The sequence below is a fragment of the Agrobacterium sp. AGB01 genome (genome assembly GCF_014851585.1).
GTDB lineage: Bacteria > Pseudomonadota > Alphaproteobacteria > Rhizobiales > Rhizobiaceae > Agrobacterium.
In genome coordinates, this window is record NZ_JACVAB010000001.1 from 407,387 (window position 1) to 426,768 (window position 19,382).

Consider the following 19,382-nt stretch of genomic DNA (forward strand, 5'->3'; position numbering starts at 1 on the left):
TTACTAGACCCGCTTTTTCGCTGACCGTTGTGCAAAGACCCGATGAACGAGTTCTGCAACAGCCTTGTAAAAGGCTGGTGGAATCACACTATCTACCGAGACTTGCGCAAACATGGAGCGAGCGAGTGGTGGGTCTTCAAAAACGGGAATTCCGTTCTTTTCTGCAATTTCACGTATTTTCAACGCGATAAGGTCTTGTCCCTTTGCCACAACAACCGGAGCGTCGTTTTCATCGCGTACATAACGCAGGGCGACGGCATAGTGGGTCGGGTTTGCAATGACGAGGGTGGCGCGCGGCACATTGTTGATCATGCGGCGGCGAGCGCGGTCGCGCGCAATCGACCGCTGGCGTGACTTGACGATCGGGTCACCCTGGGTCTGTTTGTGTTCGTCCTTCACTTCCTGTTTGGTCATGCGCAATTGCGAGAACCAGTGATGGCGCGTCCAGAAAAGGTCGACGGCAGCCAAAAGTGCGGTGCAGATCAAAATGACGATCATCATTTTTTTGACGATCGTAACAAGTCGCACAAAAATCGTTTGCGGGTCCGAGAACATCGCATCGATCAATTTATAGTACTCACCCCGCAACGCGAAGAACATGATGATCGAGACAATCATGATCTTGAAGATCGATTTGCCGAACTCGACGAAACCGGGAACGCTGAATATGCGCTTGAAACCCTTCATCGGTGAAATGCGGGAGGCCTGTGGGCGCACACGCTCAAGCACGAAAGACGGCATATTCTGGAAGACTGACGATGAAATACCAAAGATGATGAACATCAACATCGCTGGCAGCAGCATATATGCGATGGCCAGACCCAAATGGGTAAACAGCGAAAACGCATCCGGCCGGTTCAGCAATTGCCATTGCTCCGGCTGGTCGAACAGATCCTTCAGGGTATCGCTAATATGGGCCGTGCTGGTCGGCATGAAAAAGACGAGATACAGATAAAAAGCGAGCGCAGACGCAAAGAGCGGAATTTCACGCGAGACAGGCAAATTGCCTTTCTCGGCCGCATCACGAAGTTTTTTCTCCGTGGGGCTTTCTGTTTTACTTTCTTTATCCTGATCGTCTGACAAGACGTCGGTCCCCGACATAAAACAAACCCGCCAGAATGGCGGGATAGTCAGGTCAGGCTAGACTGTGGTGCGTTGCGGGGCAATAGCGCAAGCCTGCCCCGCCAGGGTTTTCAACCGCTGCTTTGGCAATTACGCCGCTGCGGCATTCGCATCTGCTTCCTTCAGCAGGATCTGACCGGAGCTTGCCAAACGAATTGCTTCCTGCGCAACAGCACGGCGAGCGATAGCAACTTCGCGTGTGTTGAGCGTTGCAACCGGAACGGCCAGGTCGGATTCGATCATGCGGCGCTGGCGCGGGCTGATCGCCGAAAGGACACATTCCTTGATTTCGTTGGTCGCACCACGCAGAGCCATGGTGAGAACATCGCCGGAGACGTCGTTGAGCAGAAGGACGCGGCTGCGCTGTGGCATGACCAGCATGTCTTCGAACAGGAAGATCTTCGGCTTGACCTTGTTTGCGGATTCCTTGTTGAGGGTTTCCAGCGAACTCAGCAGCGTATCGACCTGTGGTTTTTCCAGTTCGTTCATGAGGTCTGCAACCTTCGCAGAACCACTTGCGTTTCTTTCCGCTTCAATCTCGGCAATCAGGGCCATAACGCGCTTCTCAATGATCTGCGCGGCGGCTGGGCTGACGTCCTTCATGTTGACCGTACGGTTCATGATGTCGGCGCGCTGCTCATCCGGGATGGTCAACAACACCTTGGCACCGAAAGCGGACGGCAGCATAGAAAGAATGTATGCGATGGTCTGTGGGTGTTCCTTGGCGAGGAACTTGCCAATGAACTCGGGGCTGGCGTCCTGAAGCTGATCCCAGATCGATGCTTCATAAGCCTGGAAGGCAGTTCTACGTCCAAGCAGACCGTCAACCTCTTCTGGTGTCAGGCCTTCTTCGAGAATGCTTTCAATCGCTTTGGCGTTATCCATCAGGCCTGTGCCTTCAGTGAACAAATCCTCGAATTCGTTCACGATGGCAGCAAGCTCATCCGGCGGGATAACCCGTAGGGTCTGCGCAGATGCAATAATAAGCTGCAGTTCGGCCTGCGTAAAAAATTTAAGTAATTTGCCCGCCACACCTTTTCCCATGGCGAGCAGCACGGCGGCAGCTTTATCTGCCTGAGACAACGGTTTCCCTTCAATGGGGTTACCGAAATCTTCAAAGTCCATCATGGTCTTTCCTCTCTGCCCCAAAACCGGGATCAGGCTTTCTTGATGCTCATCACTTCAATGAGTTTAACACCAAAACGTGAGTCGTCATTCTCAAGAACAGTAATTTCACCGCGTGCAATGCGTCTGCCATTTACCATTATTTCAACTGGTTCGCCGATTTTGCGATCCAGAGCAATTGTTGCGCCTTCTTCCAGGCCCATAAGACCGGAAACCAGCATGCGGCTTGTGCCGAGAACGATCTGAACATCGATTGGAATATCCATGATCAGGTCGAGGTTGTCGGTGAGGCCGCTGCCGATCTGCATTGGCGCGCCAGCAGCTGGTGCTGCCGAGAAATCGTCCATGCCGAAGTCGTTGGTACCACCGCCAAAGCTCATAGCATCGACGGTATCTGTAGCGGCCGTATCGGCAAAATCACCGAAATCGCCAAAGCCACCTTCTGCATCCGTTTTCAGGACACCGCGCAGGTCGCCAATCGCCTGATCCAGTTCGGCAGGTTCGCCGATGGAAAGCGCGTCATCTTCAGTCAAAGGTGTTTTCTTCGTAGCCATGCCGTAATTATTCCTTTTGAAACTTGCGTCAAACTGCCTTCGCTCAATTTGAGCACGACAAGATTTAACCCATCAGATGTCTCAATATCTCATCATCTGTGCTGACGTTGTTTTTCACGCGAACCATGTAGCGGTCTCCCGCCTTTCCAAACTCGCAATTGTAGATGTCGCTGCCATTGGCGCTGACCTCGACGGTGATATCGTCGCGGCTGATATCCCGGAACGGAACCACATCACCTTCCGTCAGGCGAGCAAGGTTGCGCAGGGTCATCTTCTGAAGGCGAATACGCGCCTCAAGTGTAACCTGCGAACGTTTGACCTGTTCCTTGATCAGAGCAACCCATTCCTCGTGCTTCTTGATGGCACTTGCCGATGCCTTTGGCGCAACGATCTGCGTCTTGAGCATGACGCGTTGCGGGATCACCAGCGCAAATTCCGAGGAAACCTTACCAAGATCCACCTTCAAGCGAATCAGTACACCGTACTGACCGGTGATTTGTTCATCGAAACCGCTTTTGCCCTTCGAATTGTAGGGCGGGTCAATCGCGGCTTCAAAACCGCCCGGTGCGTTGACGCCAGAACGAAGAACGCCGGCCATGCGGCCAATGACGAGAGCTGCAAGATCAAGCTCGATCTGCGACAGCGAGCGCACTTCCGGTTCGGAAATCGTCTCTGGCAGCGCGCCAAGCATACGTTCCATCAAAGTCATGATGAATGCATTGCCACAGGCCAGAATGAAGTTGGGAGACCAATTACGCAATGAGCAATCGGCCACCGCGAATTCAGGACCGATGCCGCGAACGAGATCGGTCATCAGGCCGGATTGGCAGCCGATATAATCGACCTCAATGGGGATGCCGGTTTCGCTGTGGAACATGTCCGGCAGAAACTCGCTGTAGAGATGCCCGACATCGGCGCCGATCTTGAGGATCGTCTTTTGGTCGCCAAGCCCACCTGTGAGCTTGGCAAGAAGTGCGTGGTCCATTGCGGGAGCTGTGTCTGGTGTCGTCATGATTTATCAAGCCGCCTTGTTTTCGCCGCCAGGGTTCATCATTTCCTGCTCCACGGCGTCGATCGACGGGCGCTCGTAGTTGGAAATGGTCTTACGGCCATATTCGAGAGCAACCTGCGGCACCGAACCATTCATGTAGGCAATCAGGGTCTGCTTGACGATGATATAGAGACGGTGCTGCTTGGTACGAACGATCTTGACCTGCGCTGCAAGCGGGTTGGCAATCGAGTAAGACAGGATGATCCCGAGCATGGTGCCCACGAGCGCCGCACCGATAAGTCCACCGAGAACCGCAGGTGACTCGTTGATCTTGCCCATCGCCTTGATAACGCCGAGAACCGCGGCAACGATACCAATAGCAGGGAATGAATCGCCCATCGCCGTGATCGAGTGATAAGGCTTCAGCTTGTCGTGAAGAATGGTGTCGATTTCTTCATCCATCAGCGCCTCGATCTCGTGTGAGCGGGCATTGCCGATGATGATGAGGCGGACGTAATCACAGATGAATGCAGTCAGTTCCTTGTTCTTCAGAACGGAAGGAGCTGTCTGGAAAATGCTCGATTCAGCCGGGTTGTCGATATGCGCTTCGATTTCGTTTCTGGACTTCGTGCGCAGGTCGCGCATCAGAGAGTAAAGAACGCCGAGAACATCGAGGTAATCGCGCTCCTTTGGAACGGAATGTTTGAAGGCTTCACCCAGCGCCTTGCCTGAATCTTTTACCACCTTCATGGGGTTAGCCATGATGAAGCCACCGAGACCGGCACCCCCGATGATGACAAGCTCAAACGGCTGAACGAGAACGTCCAAGTGGCCGCCCATAGCCATGTAGCCGCCAATAACGCAGCCGAAGGTGATGATTAACCCGATAATGATATTCATTGAACACTCGCACCTGACCGTTGTCTCGTGGCGGAGTTGTAGAAAATGTGGCTTGCGTGAACCTGTAGGATAGCCGCGGAAAATACATTCAGAACAAACAGTTTCGCGCAAGCAATGACCGTCATCATCCTGTCGAGGCACATCCGTGCGCAACAGGATTCGGCAACGGCGGACATAGCGTGACAACGACCTATACCAGTTATCGGCTTATCAGCCAGGATATCGGCAAGTCTCTTGATCGTATATCGAAGCAACCGGATGTTGCGCGGGAGACGGAATATTACCTTTCCAAGATCGGCTCGATCAAATCCATCGACGCTTTCATGGAAGATTCAAGGCTTTATAATTACGCGCTGAAAGCGCACGGCCTTGAAGACATGGCTTACGCGAAAGCCTTTATTCGCAAGGTGTTGACGGAAGGTGTCACCAAGGATGACGCCTTTGCCAACAAGCTGTCGGATACCCGCTATAAGGAACTGGCAACCTCTTTGAACTTTGCCGCTTACGGTGAAGCTGCGACGTCTTTCGACCGCGCGCAAAAGGATGTTGTTGCTCAATACACCCGTCAGACGCTTGAGCAAGAAGCCGGCTCCGACAATACCGGTGTGCGTCTGGCGCTCTATTTCGAACGCATGGCACCATCCATCACGTCAGGCATGGGCATTATTGCCGACGACGCGATGTCGCAGGTTTTCCGCACCACATTCCAACTTCCGGCAGAATTTGCCGGCACCGACATCGACAAGCAGGCAGCGCTGGTCGAAAAAGCCATCAAGATGGAGGATCTGCAGGATCCGGTCAAAGTCGGCAAGCTGCTCGAGCGTTTCACGATCATGTGGGAGATGGAAAACCCCTCACAGGTCAATACCTCAACGACCATTCTTGGTTCGTCCGCCGGTTTTGGAATTTCTTCCGACCTTCTTCTTTCAATCAACACCCTGAAACTCGGAGGCAAATGATATGCAGTCCGGACTGTATGTGGCCCTGTCGTCACAGATGGCGCTTGAGCGTCGTATCACCACCATCGCTGACAACATGGCGAACATCAACACCGCTGGCTACCGCGCAACGGAAGTCAAGTTTGACGAGGTGCTGAGCAAGACCCGCAACGACATGAATGCAAAAGTTGCCTTCGTGTCGCAAGGTAACGATTACCTTTCCACACGCAGTGGTTCACTCGACAGAACCGGCAACCCGCTTGATGTGGCCGTAAAGGGCGATGCTTGGCTTTCAATCGACACGCCGAATGGTCAGGTTCTGACCCGTGACGGTCGTCTGACCATCCGTGAAGATGGTATTCTGGTGTCGACGAATGGATACCCTGTATTGGATGCCGGCGGTGGCCAGATCGAACTCAACCGCGCTGGTGGTGAGATCAAGATCGGCGCCGACGGTGCGATTGTTCAGGATGACCGCCAGATTGCTCTGATGGGCCTTTACACCGCTGATATCTCGCAAGGTTATCTGCGCCATGACAACAGTGGTATCACCACCGTGGCCGCGCCGCAGCCGGTTGTGAACCGCAGTGATGCCGGCATCATGCAGGGTTACACCGAGCAATCGAACGTCAACGGTATCTCTGAAATGATGCAGCTCATTCAGGTCAATCGGGCCTTCGACAGCATCTCCTCCGTAATGCGCGAAACCGAATCCACATTCGGTGAAGCAATCAAGACACTCGGCGGTAGCCGTTAAGGATCAAGGCCATGATGGCTGACGCAGGTTCCCCTTCCAAACCGTCGACCTCCAAGCTGGCACAACTTGCCAGCCTGGTGGAACGTTATGCCGACCCCGAAGTTGCCGTTGCACATGGTGGGCGGGTGACGGCTATTGCGGCTGGCCATTACACGGTGTCCGGGTTGTCCCGGCACGTGCGTTTGGGGGAATTCGTCGCCCATCGCAGCGAAACCGGCATTCATCTCGGTGAGGTCGTTCGCGTTGAGTCCGATCTGATCTTTGTGTGCCCCATCGAACCGGGTGAACCGATCGGCATTGACGATACGGTCATCTACAAGGGGGCATTCCGCGTGGCGCCCGAGAACAGCTGGTGCGGCCGTACGATCAATGCTCTGGGCGACCCGATCGATGGATTGGGTCCATTGTCATCAGGCACGGATCGGCGTTCTATTTCCAACACCGCCCCGCCGTCGATGACCCGTAGCCGTGTGGAAAAAGCCTTCAAGACCGGTGTGCGCGCCATCGATATTTTCTCACCGCTGTGTCTTGGTCAGCGCCTTGGCATTTTCGCGGGCTCCGGTGTCGGTAAGTCCACCCTGCTGTCGATGCTGGCGAAAGCCGATGCCTTTGACAAGGTTGTGATTGCGCTCGTCGGCGAGCGCGGACGCGAAGTGCGAGAATTCATTGAAGATACACTTGGCGAGAACATGGCCAAGTCGATCGCCGTCGTTGCGACCAGTGACGAAAGCCCGATGTTGCGCAAGATGGCACCGCTGTCTGCCGTGACCATTGCCGAACATTTCCGCGATCAGGGTGATAACGTGCTCTTGATCATCGACAGTGTGACCCGTTTTGCCCATGCCATCCGTGAAGTCGCGGTTGCTTCGGGTGAATTGCCGGTGGCACGTGGTTATCCCGCGTCTGTTTTCACCGAACTTCCGAAATTGCTGGAGCGGGCAGGGCCGGGCGTCGAAGGCACCGGTACCATCACCGCAATCATTTCTATTCTGGTCGATGGTGACAACCATAACGACCCGATTGCCGACTCGACCCGCGGTATTCTTGACGGACATATCGTGCTGGAGCGCAGTCTGGCCGAAGAAGGCCGCTACCCGCCAATCAACCCGCTGGCTTCGATTTCGCGTCTTGCCAAAAAGGCATGGACACCAGACCAGGAAACGCTGGTTTCACGCCTCAAAGCACTGGTGCACCGCTTCGAGGAAACCCGCGATTTGAGATTGATCGGTGGCTATCGACCCGGCACGGACCCTGATCTCGATATGGCGATCAAGCAGGTGCCGATCATTTACGATGTTTTGAAACAGACGCCGTCAGAACCGCCAGCCGCAGATGCCTATGCCGACCTTGCGATTGCCTTGCGCAACGCAATTACCGGCAATGCGCCGCAGCAGGCAAATAATCAAAGACCAAGAGGATAACCATGCTCGACAAGCAACAAGAAGAACGTATCGAGATGGACAAGAAGGTAAAGGCATCGATTACCAGCACCGATCGCATTCTGGCGACCTGTGGTGTGACGCTTGCCGCGGCCGCTGCGTTTTTCCCATGGTACGTTTTTTTCAATGAAGACAAATTTGGCGTCACGACGCCGAACTTCGACATGACCCGTGACCTTCCTCACACCGGTCCAAAAGAAGTTTTCAGCGTTTCGCCATTGGCCATGGTCAACCGCAACAAGGATGACCGTCCGGATATTCCACCGTTGCCGTTTGATCCACTGACCACGGCGACAGTGTCGGATTCCGGCAAGGAGCGGCAGAACAACATCGCAGCACGTGAGGAGCAACCGTTCCCTGGCCACGGTTCCAACTACCGCCTGCTACACGTTGCTAACGGTCGTGCGCTTATCGAAGATAGTGCTGGCATGTACATGGTCAAGGTTGGTTCTGTCCTGCCCGACAATACCAAGCTGGCAAAGATCGAGCAGCGGGACGGCCGCTGGGTCATCGTGACCTCGAATGGCGAGATATACGAGAACGAAAGTCACTGATCACAATTCTGGAGACCCTATAATCTCCAACGGATACAGGCGCGGCTGACAAGCTGCGCCTGTTGTGTTTTGGCAACCCCAATCGCAAAGGCGTGAGATTTGCCATAACCGCTGTCGCAACGGATTTCCCGTAAGTCTGACGCAAGATTAGCAGCATAGGTTTTGACCATAAAATATGGAGAAATCTATGGAACCGATTCAACTGTTCGATCTGGCATCCCGTCAAGCGGAATGGCTCAGCATTCGTCAGGAGGTCGTGGCGACCAACATCGCCAATGCCAACACTCCTAAATACCAAGGCAAGGACGTCAGTCCTTTCGAAGCAGTCATGCAGTCGACCGGAACCACAATGGGAATGGCCAAGACGCATGCTGCGCACTTCGGCTCAAGTACGCTGAGCGACAATATCGAGGTTCGCAATTCCAAGGTGAACAACGAAATCGGCGTTCAAGAGTCCGGAAACACGATCGCTCTTGCGGAAGAAATGACGAAAACCGGTGAAATCAAGCGCCAGTACGAACTCAACGCCAATCTGGTGAAGACGTTCCATCGCATGATGCTGATGACTGTGAAGAGGTAAAGAACATGGATCCTTTAAGCGCTGCCAGCAAGATCGCAGGAAGCGGTCTGGAAGTTCAGTCCACCCGCCTGCGTATCGTTTCGGAAAACATCGCCAACGCGCGTTCGACCGGCGACACTCCGGGTGCTGACCCTTATCGCCGCAAGACGGTGACATTCGGGACCGAGCTGGACCGCGCTTCGGGCGTTGAACGCGTTACCGTGAAGAAGCTCGGCGAGGATCGTGGCAAGTACATCGAGGAATACGATCCCGGCAGCCCTGCGGCAGACGCCAACGGCATCGTCAAAATGCCAAACGTCAACATCCTCATCGAAATGGCCGACATGCGCGAAGCAAACCGCAGCTATGACGCCAACCTGCAAATGATCAAACAAACGCGTGAACTCGTCAGCGCGACGATTGACCTTCTGAAAGCTTCGCAATGATCGATAAAATTAATCAATTAAGCTCTCTTTCGCTGACGCGTGATCTTGACGGTATTTCGTCCGTCTCGACCGATCTGACCGGTGCAACGCGTGAAAAGACCCCTGGCGAACAGACCAGCATGAGCTTTGCCAGCGTGCTGGGCAACATGTCTGTCGACGCGATGAACAACCTCAAGAAGGCCGAAGTGGCCTCTTTTGAAGGTATTCAGGGCAAAGCCAACACACGTGAAGTCGTCGATGCGGTTTTGAGTGCCGAGCAGTCCCTCCAGACTGCCATTGCGCTGCGTGACAAGATCGTCAGCGCATATCTCGAAGTATCGAAGATGCAGATTTAGCACCATTAAGGACACGTAGACATGAGAGCACTTGCTATCGCCGCGACCGGTATGGATGCGCAGCAGACAAACCTTGAAGTTATCGCGAACAACATCGCCAACATCAACACGACCGGTTACAAGCGCGCCCGCGCCGAGTTTACCGATCTTCTCTACCAGACAGAGCGTGCGCAGGGTGTGGCCAACCGTGCCAACCAGGCTATCGTGCCTGAAGGCGCCAACATCGGTCTCGGTGTACAGACCTCCGCGGTTCGTAACATTCACACACAGGGTAACTTCATCGAAACAGGTAACGATCTCGATGTGGCTCTGGTTGGTCGCGGCTGGTTTCAGATTGAAGCTGCTGACGGTTCGACGCTGTATTCACGCGCTGGCGCCTTCAACAAGAACGCTGACGGCCAGCTCGTTACCATTGATGGTTACAACGTTATCCCGAACATCATCATTCCGATCGATGCAACGGAAACCGTGATCAGCCGTACCGGTCAGGTTACGGTTCGCCTGGGTAACGCCACCGAATTCACCGAAGTTGGCCAGCTACAGATTGCGAACTTCGTCAATGAAGCCGGTCTGAAGCCGCTCGGCGACAACCTGTTTGCTCAGACACCGGCATCCGGTGATGCGATCGTCGGCGTGCCGGAAGATCCAGGCTACGGCTACATCAAGCAGAACTACCTCGAAGGTTCCAACGTCGATCCGGTCAAGGAAATCACTGACCTGATCACGGCTCAGCGTGCCTACGAAATGAACTCCAAGGTTATCACCACCGCAGACGAAATGGCCTCGGTGGTCAGTAAGAACCTGAAGTAAAAACGGGAAAGGATGGGCGAACATGAGGTTTAGCCGGAAAAACAGCAGATTTAATAACGGACTTGTCCGGTTATGCATCGCGTCCGTCTTGTCCGTGGTCGCCACATCCTCCGTTGCTCAGGCACCAGTTGCGCTGGTGCCGACGCGCATCATCTATCCCGGTGAGGTGATTTCTGCCGATGCCTTGAAAGAGGTTGAAGTCACCAACCCCAATATTTCGAACGGTTATGCCAGTGAAGTCGGCCAGATCGAAGGCCTGATCTCCAAGCAGACACTGCTTCCAGGCCGCACCATTCCGGTTGCCGCGTTGCGTATCCCCTATGCGGTGACCCGCGGTGCAAGCGTCCGTCTGACCTTTACAATCGGACATATGACGATCTCTGCAGCGGGTACTCCCATGCAGGACGGTGGTGTGGGCGACGTGGTGCGTGTGCGTAACATTGATTCCGGCGTGATCGTCAACGGCACGGTCATGCGGGACGGCTCTATTCAGGTGATGGCGAAATGAAAGCCTTGCAGTCGATTGCGATACTTTTTCTGGCTTTGATGACGCAGGTGCTTGCCACCGTGCCGGCCCATGCCAATACATCGCGCATCAAGGATATCGCGTCCTTGCAGTCGGGTCGTGACAACCAGTTGATTGGTTACGGTCTTGTGGTTGGTCTTCAGGGAACGGGTGACAGTCTGCGTTCGTCGCCGTTCACCGAACAGTCCATGCGCGCCATGTTGCAGAACCTCGGCATCACCACACAAGGTGGCCAGGCAAATGCAAAGAACATTGCTGCCGTCATGGTCACTGCCAACCTGCCACCCTTCGCCAGCCCCGGCAGCCGCGTTGATGTCACGGTCAGCTCGCTGGGTGATTCCACGTCGCTGCGCGGCGGTACGCTGATCATGACCTCGCTCTCCGGTGCCGATGGCCAGATTTACGCGGTGGCGCAGGGTGCTGTCATCGTCAACGGCTTTTCCGCGCAAGGTGACGCGGCAACCCTGACGCAGGGTGTAACCACCGCTGCGCGGGTCCCCAATGGCGCAATCATCGAGCGCGAACTGCCATCCAAGTTCAAGGATGGCGTCAACCTTGTTCTGCAGCTACGCAATCCTGACTTCTCGACCGCGGTTCGTGTAGCCGATGTCGTCAACGCTTTTGCCCGCACCCGTTACGGTGGCACGGTGGCAGAGCCGCGTGATTCTCAGGAAATCATCGTGCAGAAGCCGCGTGAGGCGGACCTCACACGGCTGATGGCCGAAATTGAGAACCTGCTAGTCGAAACCGATACACCTGCAAAGGTCGTGATCAACGAGCGGACCGGCACCATCGTCATCGGCGCGGATGTTCGCATCTCGCCAGTGGCGGTCAGCTACGGCACGCTGACGGTTCAGGTCACCGAAACACCGCAGATCATTCAGCCAGCGCCGTTTTCACGAGGTGAAACCGCTGTCCAGCCCCAGACCGACATCATGGCGATGCAGGAAGGTGGACAGGTGGCCATCATTGAAGGTCCAGATTTGCGCACGCTGGTGTCCGGTCTCAACAATATCGGGCTGAAAGCCGACGGTATCATTGCCATCCTGCAAGGTATCAAATCGGCTGGTGCTCTCCAGGCGGAGCTTGTTCTGCAATGACGATATTATCTGAAACGCCAAAACGCTCCCTGTTCGAGACCCTTGGCCGCTTTGCCGCCGTCGCCGGTCTTATCCTGCTCGTTCCGGTCGCTAATGCCGAAAGCCAGCAGGCCATCCTGACGGAAATGAGCACGCAGGAAGAAATCCAGAAATTCTGCACGAACATTGCCGATGCAGCCCGCGACCAGCGTTACCTGTTGCAGAAGCAGGAACTGGAAAAGCTGCAGGCGGAAGTCAATGAACGCATCGCCACCCTCGAAAACCGCAAGACGGAATATGAGGACTGGCTGGCGCGCCGTAACCACTTCCTGGCCCAGGCAAAGGCCAATCTGGTCGATATCTACAAAACGATGAAGGCGGATGCCGCTGCTCCTCAGCTTGCCGAAATGCATGTCGAAATCGCGGCCGCCATCATCATGCAATTGCCGGCACGTCAGTCCGGCCTGATTTTAAGTGAAATGGATGCGCAGAAAGCCGCGATCGTCGCGGGGATCATGTCAAGCGCAACCGATCCGAACACCTCGAAGGATCCGTCATGACAATGCGTATTCCGGCCCTGATCTTGCCACTGATTTTGCTCGCGAGCTGCCAGAACAGCCAGACGCTGAAGGAAATTGGCAATGCGCCGGCCATGAGCCCGATTGGCACGGGCCTGCAATTCAGCCAGACGCCGCAGATGGGTATGTATCCCAAGCAGCCGAAGCATATGGCCAGCGGTTACTCCCTCTGGAGCGATTCCCAGGGTGCGTTGTTTAAGGACCTGCGCGCGCTGAACATCGGTGACATTCTCACGGTCAATATCCAGATCAACGACAAGGCTGATTTCGATAACGAAACCGAACGTAACCGCACCAATGCCAGCGGTCTGAACTGGAAGGCACAGGCAGAAATCCTTGGATGGACGCCGAACGCGGACTCCAGCATCAAATACGGTTCCGATACCGACACCCAGAGCAAGGGCAAGACCAAGCGCTCTGAAAAGCTGACACTGCTCGTTGCTGCCGTGGTTACTGGTATTCTCGAAAACGGTAACCTCATCATCAGCGGTTCGCAGGAAGTCCGCGTGAACCATGAAATCCGTATCCTCAACGTCGCTGGTATCGTGCGGCCGCAGGATGTGGATGCAGACAACATGATCTCGTATGAGCGCATTGCCGAAGCGCGTATCTCCTACGGTGGCCGTGGCCGTCTGACGGAAGTACAGCAGCCACCGGTCGGCCAGCAGATCGTCGATCTGTTCTCGCCAATCTGATGCAGTCCTAAACCGGCATGGCCTTCAGGCGGTGCCGGTTATTGCTCAAAGCAAACAGAAGTCCGGAGTAAAACAAGGTCATGGATAACGCACAGACCGGCGAGGAAAAACCCAAGAAGTCGCCTCTTGTCATGACGATAGCAAGCGTTGCAATCCTGACGCTGGTTGGCGCCGGTGGTGGCTGGTTTCTGGGTGGCTTTATCGCGCCGAAAATCGGCAAGGTCGTGGAAGAACATGCTGCGGCCGCGGCCCATGGAGGCGACAAAGAAAACGCCGGACTTCCCAAGGTCGATCCCAAGGTAAACGGTATTCTGCAGCTTGACCCGGTCACGGCAAATCTTGCCTATCCTTCGACCAACTGGATCCGGCTTGAAGTCGCGCTGATGTTCAACGGCGAACCGGACGTGAAAATGGCTGAAGATATCCATCAGGATCTGATGGCGTATCTGCGCACCGTTTCACTGCAGCAGCTTGAAGGGCCGCGTGGCTTTCAATATCTACGGGATGACGTACAGGAACGTGTTGACCTGCGTTCGGAAGGGCGAGTATCGAAGGTTATGTTCCGAACCTTTGTGATCGAATGATTCGATTTTTTTTGACCATTGCTGTCCTCTTGGTTTTGCCGGGCCTTGCTAACGCCCAGCAATTGCCGACTGATTTGCTGAATATGCAGATTGACGGTTCCGTCGCAGCATGGATCATCAGAACATTTGGCCTGTTGACGGTTCTGTCCGTCGCACCGGGCATCCTGATCATGGTCACGAGCTTTCCGCGCTTCGTGATCGCGTTCTCCATCCTGCGTTCCGGCATGGGATTGGCAACAACACCTTCCAACATGATCCTTGTCAGCATGGCGATGTTCATGACGTTCTACGTCATGTCGCCGACCTTTGATCGTGCGTGGACAGAAGGCGTGCAGCCATTGCTGCAAAACCAGCTGACTGAACAGGAAGCTGTGGTGAAGATTGCCGAACCCTTCCGCACTTTCATGACAGCCAATACCCGCGACAAGGATTTGAAACTGTTCGTGGATATCGCCCGTGAGCGCGGGCAGGAAGTCATGGCCGAAAACCTGATCGATTACCGGGTTCTGGTGCCTGCCTTCATGCTTTCGGAAATCAGACGCGGTTTTGAAATCGGCTTCCTGATTATCGTGCCATTTCTGGTGATCGATATTATCGTGGCGACGATTACCATGGCCATGGGTATGATGATGTTGCCGCCGACATCGATCTCCCTGCCATTCAAGATATTATTTTTCGTTCTGATTGATGGCTGGAACCTGCTTGTCGGCAGTCTGATACGATCGTTTTCTTGAAAACGTTCCAGAAAAAGCTGTAACAATCTGGTCTAAGTGGAAACACATCTGGATTGATGCTGCCAAGCGGCATCGAACAGCATATTTTGATGAAGTCATTACCCGGACAACCAGCAAACGGCGAGTTTGATTGCGATGCAGCCCAAAGACCTTGAAGAGCAAGCCGATACAGCAAAGGTGAGAGGTTCAGGCACGCAGACGGTTTACAGCACGTTGCGCAATGAAATTCTCTCCATGGCCCTGCCACCAGGTAGCCCGCTGGATGAGGTTCGTCTGTCCGAACGTTTTGGCATGTCACGTACACCGGTGCGCGAAGCCTTGTTGCGCCTGGCGGCTGATGGTCTGGTGACCACGCTTCCCAACCGCAACACCATTGTGTCAACGATTGATTTCGCATCCCTGCCGACTTACTTCGATGCGCTGACCTTGATGTACCGCGTCACCACCCGGCAGGCAGCAAAACATCCCAATGCTGAAGGCATGAAGACCATTCTGGATTACCAGAAACAGTTTGCCGAAGCCGTAGAAGCCAGAAATGCCTACGCGATGATCGAGGCAAACCGTGAATTCCACGTGGCAATTGCAGCGCTCGGCGGTAACGCCTACTACACCGCGTTTTTTGCCAGGCTGTTGGACGAGGGGCGGCGTATCCTGCGGCTTTATTATTCGACATTTGATGACCGCTTGCCGCGCCAATATGTTGATGAGCACGAAGAAATGATTGCAGCTATTGCCGCCGGTGATGTTGAAAAGGCCGATGAACTGGCGATTGCCCATGCCGCACAGATCGTCCGGCAGATACAGGAATATGTCGCCCGTGATATGAATAACGCGGTCGAAATTCAGGGTATCTGACCTTCCACGAGGGTGGAAAGATTGCCTTCTGTATCAATTGGGCGTGAGCTCTTGCATCTTTTGGGTTGTGTTGCGTTTTATGCGGCAACTGATTTCTGTTTTACGCATTGTCAGACTGAATATTTTTTAATTCACTTGATAGGGGGCAACCCTGATGCCGACATCACCGAAGCCGCGCACCCTTTCAGGTGCTATTGTCGAAAAAATACGCCAGGGAATTCTGGCAGGGCAATATCCCGCCGGAAGCCAGTTACGGCAGGATGCGCTTGCGGAAGCCTATGGCGTAAGCCGAATTCCGGTGCGTGAGGCGCTTTTTCAACTCGAAGCAGAAGGATTGGTTCGTATTGTGCCACAAAAGGGCGCGGTGGTGTCGGAACTGTCCGTCGCGGAAATCAATGATGTTTTTGAACTGCGGGCGTTGCTGGAACCTAGGCTGTTGCTCAGTTCGGCTCCACAATTGGATCAACAGGATTTCATCACTCTCGATAAGATCCACGGAGCTTTCATGACGGCAACTGCCAATGGTGACGTGCAACAATATGGCCAGTTGAATGCTCAACTGCATATGGCACTTTACCGTCGCTCTAATTTGCCCAAAAGCCGACAAATCGTCACCTCACTGCTGCAAACCAGTGAGCGCTATACCACCTTGCAGCTGTCAAATCCCGAAGCGATGAGCCGCGCCATGCGTGAGCACAGAGACATGATAAACCTTTGTCGCAGCAGGGAATTTGACAAAGCGGCACATTTCCTGCGCGGGCATATCGAGACGGTGCGCGAAGATCTGCTGACGGTGATTGATAGATATGAGACGGCAGCAGCACCTGCGCAATAGCTTTTGTAAAGCTCCAAATGACGTGACGGTCTAACATTGTTTTGAGGGGAAAAACCCACCCAACCGGTTTGCTCGGCAGATAGAAGGTATGATTTTCGGCTTGTTCGTGGCACTAACACACGGATGAGGAGAACCAGATGATCGTCGGAATCATAGCAAGCATTGTGTTGGCAGGTTTTGCCTTCGTATTCCCGCATAGAATGAAACTTGTCCTGACCGCCTTGGTAATCGTCTGGGTGGCAAGTGCGGCAATGATTTATTGGGAAACTGTGAAAGCCAGCGAGCGGCTGACGAGGATTGTCGCGACGGCGGCAATCGATCCCACCTGTGGCGATCCGAAATTACCACTGCGGATCACGTTCAAAAACGACAATTCGTCCGCCATCCTGAAACTCGGTTATACGCTTGAAGGCTTTGAGCCGGCATTCCGTGCCTCAGTCGCCTATGATGGTTATCAGAGCAGCAATGTCAGAATAGCGGCAGGTGAAAGTTACAGTGCATGCCGTGCATTCCGTATGCGCGGCAGCGAAAGCGCATCACCAGCAAGTCTCAACTGGGTTGTGACGGTAAACTCCGCCGAGTTTGAATGACATTATGTTTTCAGGCGGTTACCGCGCGGGATAAGCCATGAAAAAAGCCGCGCTTTTGGCGCGGCTTTCTTTTTCTGAGCATTGCTCCGTTTATTAACGGAAGAGCTGAAGAATGTTTTCCGAGTTGCTGTTTGCAATCGACAGCGACTGGATGCCGAGCTGCTGCTGTGTCTGCAGAGCCTTCAGGCGAGTGGATTCTTCGTTCATGTCAGCGTCAACCAGACGACCGATACCGCTTTCGATGGATTCGTTGAGCTTGGCAACGAATTCTTCCTGCAGGTCGATACGCATGGAGATCGAACCGAGGTCAGCAGCAGCACTTGTCATCTGCTTCAGAGCGGTTTCAACCATTGTGAGCGCGTCAGACAGGTAGTCGGTCGATGTGTTGGTAACGTCAAGCGTGAAGACGGACGCAGTGCCTGCACCCACTGTGCCAATGTTACCAAGAATACCGGTAGAAGTGACGATGCCACCAGCTGTGTTGGTGCCGAACAGAACGTTTGCAGTGCCAGATGTGCTGGAGTCCAGAACGTATTCTGTGTGCTTGACGGTAACGTTGTTGTTGCTGTCACGGACAAAACCGGAAACAACAGACTGTGTGCCGGAGCCAATAACCCAGTTTTCGCCGCTGAAGGAAGCAGCTTCTGCAATCGACTTCAGCTGGTCCTGCAGCTGGTCAATCTCTTCCTGCACCTTCTTGGTGTCGACAGAGTTTTCCTGCGCAGTAACGAGCTTCTTCTTGATTTCTTTAACAACGTCGATGGCGGATTCCATCGCGGTGTAAGCGGTGTCAACCTTGGCGGCGCCCAGACCGAGTGCGTCGGAAACGGCGTCCAGAGCCATGTTGTCAGAACGCATAGTGGTCGCGATTGACCAGTAAGCAGCGTTGTCGGATGCTTCACCAACGCGCAGGCCGGACGAAACGCGGCCCTGGGTTGTTTCCATGTTGGAATTGATGTTGCGAAGGGTCTGAAGCGCAGACATGGCTGCGATGTTTGTCAAAATGCTGGTCATTGGAAGTTGCCCCTTGAATTGGCTGATTTAAGGAAGGGACATTCCGGTATCACCGGTGAACGACAGACAGCGTCATGCTTGCTAACATATTAATAAATATGGTTAACTTGTCGTTTCGTTGCCGCTAGAAAACACCAATATGGTTAAAGAAAACCTAACTGCGCGAAAATTTGTTTAAAACGAAAAAAGCCGCCCCTTGCGGAGCGGCCTTCTTTCAAGAGTTGCAGTACGATCAGCCTTCGTACGCCGCTCTTTTTTTCTATTAACGGAACAGCGACAGAATGTTCTGCGAGTCCGAGTTTGCAATCGACAGCGACTGGATGGCCAGCTGCTGCTGCGTCTGCAGAGCCTTCAGGCGAGTGGACTCTTCGTTCATGTCAGCGTCAACCAGACGGCCGATACCGCTTTCGAGCGAGTCGCTCAGCTTGGAGATGAAGTCTTCCTGGAGATCGATACGCATGGAGATCGAACCGAGTTCAGCACCGGCACTTGTCATTGCAGTCAGAGCAGTTTCAACAGCGCTCAGAGCCTGATCAAGGTAACCAGTCGAGGTGTTGGTAACGTCCAGTTCGATAACCGAGATACCGAGCGAACCGCTGGTTGCGCCGAGAATACCTGCTGTCGTGACCAGAGCGCCGGCAGTGTTGGTGCCGAACAGAACGTTGGCATCGGTGCCGCTGTCCTTCATGACGTAGTCGGTCTTCTTGACAGTTACGTTACCGCTGCTGTCACGAACGAAGCCAGAAACAACCGATTCAGTGCGTGCGCCAGCGATCAGGTTCTTGCCGGAGAAGGAAGCAGATTCTGCAATCGACTTCAGCTGATCCTGCAGCTGATCGATTTCTTCCTGAACCTTCTTGCCGTCAACGGAACCTTCCTGGGCCGTAACGATCTTCTTCTTGATTTCCTTAACGACTTCGATAGCGGATTCCATACCGGAGTAAGCGGTATCAACCTTGGCGGCGCCAAGACCGATAGCATCCTCAACGGCAGAAAGAGCACCGTTGTCAGAACGCATGGTTGTTGCGATCGACCAGTAAGCGGCGTTGTCGGAAGCCTGTGAGACGCGCTGACCCGTAGAAATGTTGTTCTGCGTGTTCTCGAGGTTGCTGTTGATAGAGCGCAGAGTCTGCAGAGCGGACATTGCGGAAACGTTAGTCAGAATGCTTGCCATAGTAGAATTGTCCCTTTGATACGAAATACTAGTTGGGGGACATACCGGACTTAAATATTCACCGGTTCACAGCAGTTATACATCATGCTACTCGGTCTTTCTATTTACTCAGAAGAACCAAACCTGCTGTGTGTGGAAGTAATTTGGCAGTCAAAACTTGCTGAGTTATTAAAATTTGAGTCAAATGC

Annotated in this window: 24 protein-coding genes; 17 read left to right on the top strand and 7 right to left on the bottom strand. The window is 53.9% G+C overall.

Annotated features, from left to right (window positions below; genetic code table 11):
- Positions 1–3: 3 nt before the first annotated feature.
- The 5 genes from flhB to motA form a co-directional block, all read right to left on the bottom strand.
- Complete coding sequence (gene flhB, locus IB237_RS01915; protein ID WP_371815218.1) at positions 4–1,101, bottom strand: flagellar biosynthesis protein FlhB; 1,098 nt, start codon at positions 1,099–1,101, stop codon at positions 4–6.
- Positions 1,102–1,212: 111 nt separating this feature from the next.
- Positions 1,213–2,250 (bottom strand): flagellar motor switch protein FliG, encoded by a 1,038-nt coding sequence (fliG, locus tag IB237_RS01920; protein WP_192486918.1) that lies wholly within the window; start codon positions 2,248–2,250, stop codon positions 1,213–1,215.
- A 29-nt stretch (positions 2,251–2,279) separates the two neighbouring features.
- The gene (gene fliN, locus IB237_RS01925; RefSeq protein WP_192486919.1) at positions 2,280–2,801 is read right to left on the bottom strand and encodes a flagellar motor switch protein FliN; all 522 of its coding nucleotides are present in this window, start codon (positions 2,799–2,801) and stop codon (positions 2,280–2,282) included.
- Between the two features lie 64 nt (positions 2,802–2,865).
- Complete coding sequence (locus IB237_RS01930) at positions 2,866–3,813, bottom strand: FliM/FliN family flagellar motor switch protein (RefSeq protein ID WP_192486920.1); 948 nt, start codon at positions 3,811–3,813, stop codon at positions 2,866–2,868.
- Positions 3,814–3,819: 6 nt separating this feature from the next.
- Positions 3,820–4,692, bottom strand: coding sequence for a flagellar motor stator protein MotA (gene motA / locus IB237_RS01935; RefSeq protein ID WP_192486921.1), 873 nt, complete (start codon positions 4,690–4,692; stop codon positions 3,820–3,822).
- Between the two features lie 179 nt (positions 4,693–4,871).
- Here motA and IB237_RS01940 point away from each other — a divergent pair, with 179 nt between their 5' ends.
- The 17 genes from IB237_RS01940 to IB237_RS02020 all read left to right on the top strand — a co-directional run bounded on the left by IB237_RS01940 (position 4,872) and on the right by IB237_RS02020 (position 17,006).
- Positions 4,872–5,651 (top strand): DUF1217 domain-containing protein, encoded by a 780-nt coding sequence (locus tag IB237_RS01940; protein WP_192486922.1) that lies wholly within the window; start codon positions 4,872–4,874, stop codon positions 5,649–5,651.
- Between the two features lies 1 nt (position 5,652).
- Entirely contained in the window at positions 5,653–6,387 is a 735-nt protein-coding gene (gene flgF / locus IB237_RS01945) for a flagellar basal-body rod protein FlgF (RefSeq protein ID WP_192486923.1), read from the top strand.
- Positions 6,388–6,401: 14 nt separating this feature from the next.
- Complete coding sequence (gene fliI, locus IB237_RS01950; protein ID WP_192487828.1) at positions 6,402–7,808, top strand: flagellar protein export ATPase FliI; 1,407 nt, start codon at positions 6,402–6,404, stop codon at positions 7,806–7,808.
- A 2-nt stretch (positions 7,809–7,810) separates the two neighbouring features.
- On the top strand, positions 7,811–8,380 hold the full coding sequence (locus IB237_RS01955) for a hypothetical protein (RefSeq protein WP_371815219.1): 570 nt from the start codon (positions 7,811–7,813) through the stop codon (positions 8,378–8,380).
- Positions 8,381–8,567: 187 nt separating this feature from the next.
- A complete protein-coding gene (gene flgB / locus IB237_RS01960; RefSeq protein ID WP_192486924.1) occupies positions 8,568–8,960 on the top strand; it encodes a flagellar basal body rod protein FlgB in 393 nt (130 codons plus the stop codon).
- Between the two features lie 5 nt (positions 8,961–8,965).
- A complete protein-coding gene (flgC, locus tag IB237_RS01965) occupies positions 8,966–9,385 on the top strand; it encodes a flagellar basal body rod protein FlgC (RefSeq protein ID WP_192486925.1) in 420 nt (139 codons plus the stop codon).
- Positions 9,382–9,720, top strand: a complete 339-nt coding sequence (locus tag IB237_RS01970; protein WP_192486926.1) for a flagellar hook-basal body complex protein FliE — start codon at positions 9,382–9,384, stop codon at positions 9,718–9,720. Before flgC ends, IB237_RS01970 begins: the two co-directional genes overlap by 4 nt.
- A gap of 21 nt (positions 9,721–9,741) precedes the next feature.
- Positions 9,742–10,530, top strand: coding sequence for a flagellar basal-body rod protein FlgG (gene flgG, locus IB237_RS01975; RefSeq protein ID WP_192486927.1), 789 nt, complete (start codon positions 9,742–9,744; stop codon positions 10,528–10,530).
- Between the two features lie 22 nt (positions 10,531–10,552).
- Positions 10,553–11,038 (top strand): flagellar basal body P-ring formation chaperone FlgA, encoded by a 486-nt coding sequence (gene flgA, locus IB237_RS01980; RefSeq protein ID WP_192486928.1) that lies wholly within the window; start codon positions 10,553–10,555, stop codon positions 11,036–11,038.
- Positions 11,039–11,076: 38 nt separating this feature from the next.
- Positions 11,077–12,156 carry a flagellar basal body P-ring protein FlgI gene (locus IB237_RS01985; RefSeq protein ID WP_246787675.1) on the top strand — a complete coding sequence of 360 codons (1,080 nt, stop codon included), beginning with the start codon at positions 11,077–11,079 and terminating at the stop codon, positions 12,154–12,156.
- A complete protein-coding gene (locus IB237_RS01990; protein ID WP_192486930.1) occupies positions 12,153–12,695 on the top strand; it encodes a MotE family protein in 543 nt (180 codons plus the stop codon). Before IB237_RS01985 ends, IB237_RS01990 begins: the two co-directional genes overlap by 4 nt.
- On the top strand, positions 12,692–13,408 hold the full coding sequence (gene flgH, locus IB237_RS01995; RefSeq protein ID WP_192486931.1) for a flagellar basal body L-ring protein FlgH: 717 nt from the start codon (positions 12,692–12,694) through the stop codon (positions 13,406–13,408). The genes IB237_RS01990 and flgH overlap by 4 nt, the downstream gene beginning before the upstream one ends.
- Before the next feature lie 80 nt (positions 13,409–13,488).
- On the top strand, positions 13,489–13,992 hold the full coding sequence (locus tag IB237_RS02000; RefSeq protein WP_192486932.1) for a flagellar basal body-associated FliL family protein: 504 nt from the start codon (positions 13,489–13,491) through the stop codon (positions 13,990–13,992).
- Entirely contained in the window at positions 13,989–14,726 is a 738-nt protein-coding gene (gene fliP, locus IB237_RS02005; protein WP_192486933.1) for a flagellar type III secretion system pore protein FliP, read from the top strand. Before IB237_RS02000 ends, fliP begins: the two co-directional genes overlap by 4 nt.
- A gap of 135 nt (positions 14,727–14,861) precedes the next feature.
- A complete protein-coding gene (locus IB237_RS02010) occupies positions 14,862–15,581 on the top strand; it encodes a GntR family transcriptional regulator (RefSeq protein ID WP_192486934.1) in 720 nt (239 codons plus the stop codon).
- Between the two features lie 154 nt (positions 15,582–15,735).
- On the top strand, positions 15,736–16,416 hold the full coding sequence (locus IB237_RS02015) for a GntR family transcriptional regulator (protein WP_192486935.1): 681 nt from the start codon (positions 15,736–15,738) through the stop codon (positions 16,414–16,416).
- A gap of 137 nt (positions 16,417–16,553) precedes the next feature.
- Positions 16,554–17,006: a hypothetical protein gene (locus IB237_RS02020; RefSeq protein ID WP_192486936.1), complete on the top strand. Its 453-nt coding sequence runs from the start codon at positions 16,554–16,556 to the stop codon at positions 17,004–17,006.
- Between the two features lie 93 nt (positions 17,007–17,099).
- Here IB237_RS02020 and IB237_RS02025 read toward each other — a convergent pair whose 3' ends face one another.
- Positions 17,100–18,020: a flagellin gene (locus IB237_RS02025; RefSeq protein WP_192486937.1), complete on the bottom strand. Its 921-nt coding sequence runs from the start codon at positions 18,018–18,020 to the stop codon at positions 17,100–17,102.
- 262 nt (positions 18,021–18,282) lie between these two features.
- Positions 18,283–19,194, bottom strand: a complete 912-nt coding sequence (locus IB237_RS02030; RefSeq protein ID WP_192486938.1) for a flagellin — start codon at positions 19,192–19,194, stop codon at positions 18,283–18,285.
- Between the last annotated feature and the right edge of the window lie 188 nt (positions 19,195–19,382).

Bases quoted from the DNA above. Each gene is read 5' to 3' on its own strand.
- fliI (WP_192487828.1), top strand. From the start codon at position 6,402: ATGGCTGACGCAGGTTCCCCTTCCAAACCGTCGACCTCCAAGCTGGCA.
- IB237_RS01985 (WP_246787675.1), top strand. From the start codon at position 11,077: ATGACGCAGGTGCTTGCCACCGTGCCGGCCCATGCCAATACATCGCGC.
- IB237_RS02020 (WP_192486936.1), top strand. From the start codon at position 16,554: ATGATCGTCGGAATCATAGCAAGCATTGTGTTGGCAGGTTTTGCCTTC.
- flhB (WP_371815218.1), bottom strand. From the start codon at position 1,101: ATGTCGGGGACCGACGTCTTGTCAGACGATCAGGATAAAGAAAGTAAA.
- flgH (WP_192486931.1), top strand. From the start codon at position 12,692: ATGACAATGCGTATTCCGGCCCTGATCTTGCCACTGATTTTGCTCGCG.
- IB237_RS01970 (WP_192486926.1), top strand. From the start codon at position 9,382: ATGATCGATAAAATTAATCAATTAAGCTCTCTTTCGCTGACGCGTGAT.
- fliN (WP_192486919.1), bottom strand. From the start codon at position 2,801: ATGGCTACGAAGAAAACACCTTTGACTGAAGATGACGCGCTTTCCATC.
- flgF (WP_192486923.1), top strand. From the start codon at position 5,653: ATGCAGTCCGGACTGTATGTGGCCCTGTCGTCACAGATGGCGCTTGAG.
- IB237_RS02000 (WP_192486932.1), top strand. From the start codon at position 13,489: ATGGATAACGCACAGACCGGCGAGGAAAAACCCAAGAAGTCGCCTCTT.
- IB237_RS02010 (WP_192486934.1), top strand. From the start codon at position 14,862: ATGCAGCCCAAAGACCTTGAAGAGCAAGCCGATACAGCAAAGGTGAGA.
- flgG (WP_192486927.1), top strand. From the start codon at position 9,742: ATGAGAGCACTTGCTATCGCCGCGACCGGTATGGATGCGCAGCAGACA.
- IB237_RS01955 (WP_371815219.1), top strand. From the start codon at position 7,811: ATGCTCGACAAGCAACAAGAAGAACGTATCGAGATGGACAAGAAGGTA.
- flgA (WP_192486928.1), top strand. From the start codon at position 10,553: ATGAGGTTTAGCCGGAAAAACAGCAGATTTAATAACGGACTTGTCCGG.
- motA (WP_192486921.1), bottom strand. From the start codon at position 4,692: ATGAATATCATTATCGGGTTAATCATCACCTTCGGCTGCGTTATTGGC.
- IB237_RS02015 (WP_192486935.1), top strand. From the start codon at position 15,736: ATGCCGACATCACCGAAGCCGCGCACCCTTTCAGGTGCTATTGTCGAA.
- IB237_RS02030 (WP_192486938.1), bottom strand. From the start codon at position 19,194: ATGGCAAGCATTCTGACTAACGTTTCCGCAATGTCCGCTCTGCAGACT.
- fliP (WP_192486933.1), top strand. From the start codon at position 13,989: ATGATTCGATTTTTTTTGACCATTGCTGTCCTCTTGGTTTTGCCGGGC.
- IB237_RS01930 (WP_192486920.1), bottom strand. From the start codon at position 3,813: ATGACGACACCAGACACAGCTCCCGCAATGGACCACGCACTTCTTGCC.
- IB237_RS01990 (WP_192486930.1), top strand. From the start codon at position 12,153: ATGACGATATTATCTGAAACGCCAAAACGCTCCCTGTTCGAGACCCTT.
- IB237_RS02025 (WP_192486937.1), bottom strand. From the start codon at position 18,020: ATGACCAGCATTTTGACAAACATCGCAGCCATGTCTGCGCTTCAGACC.
- flgC (WP_192486925.1), top strand. From the start codon at position 8,966: ATGGATCCTTTAAGCGCTGCCAGCAAGATCGCAGGAAGCGGTCTGGAA.
- fliG (WP_192486918.1), bottom strand. From the start codon at position 2,250: ATGATGGACTTTGAAGATTTCGGTAACCCCATTGAAGGGAAACCGTTG.
- flgB (WP_192486924.1), top strand. From the start codon at position 8,568: ATGGAACCGATTCAACTGTTCGATCTGGCATCCCGTCAAGCGGAATGG.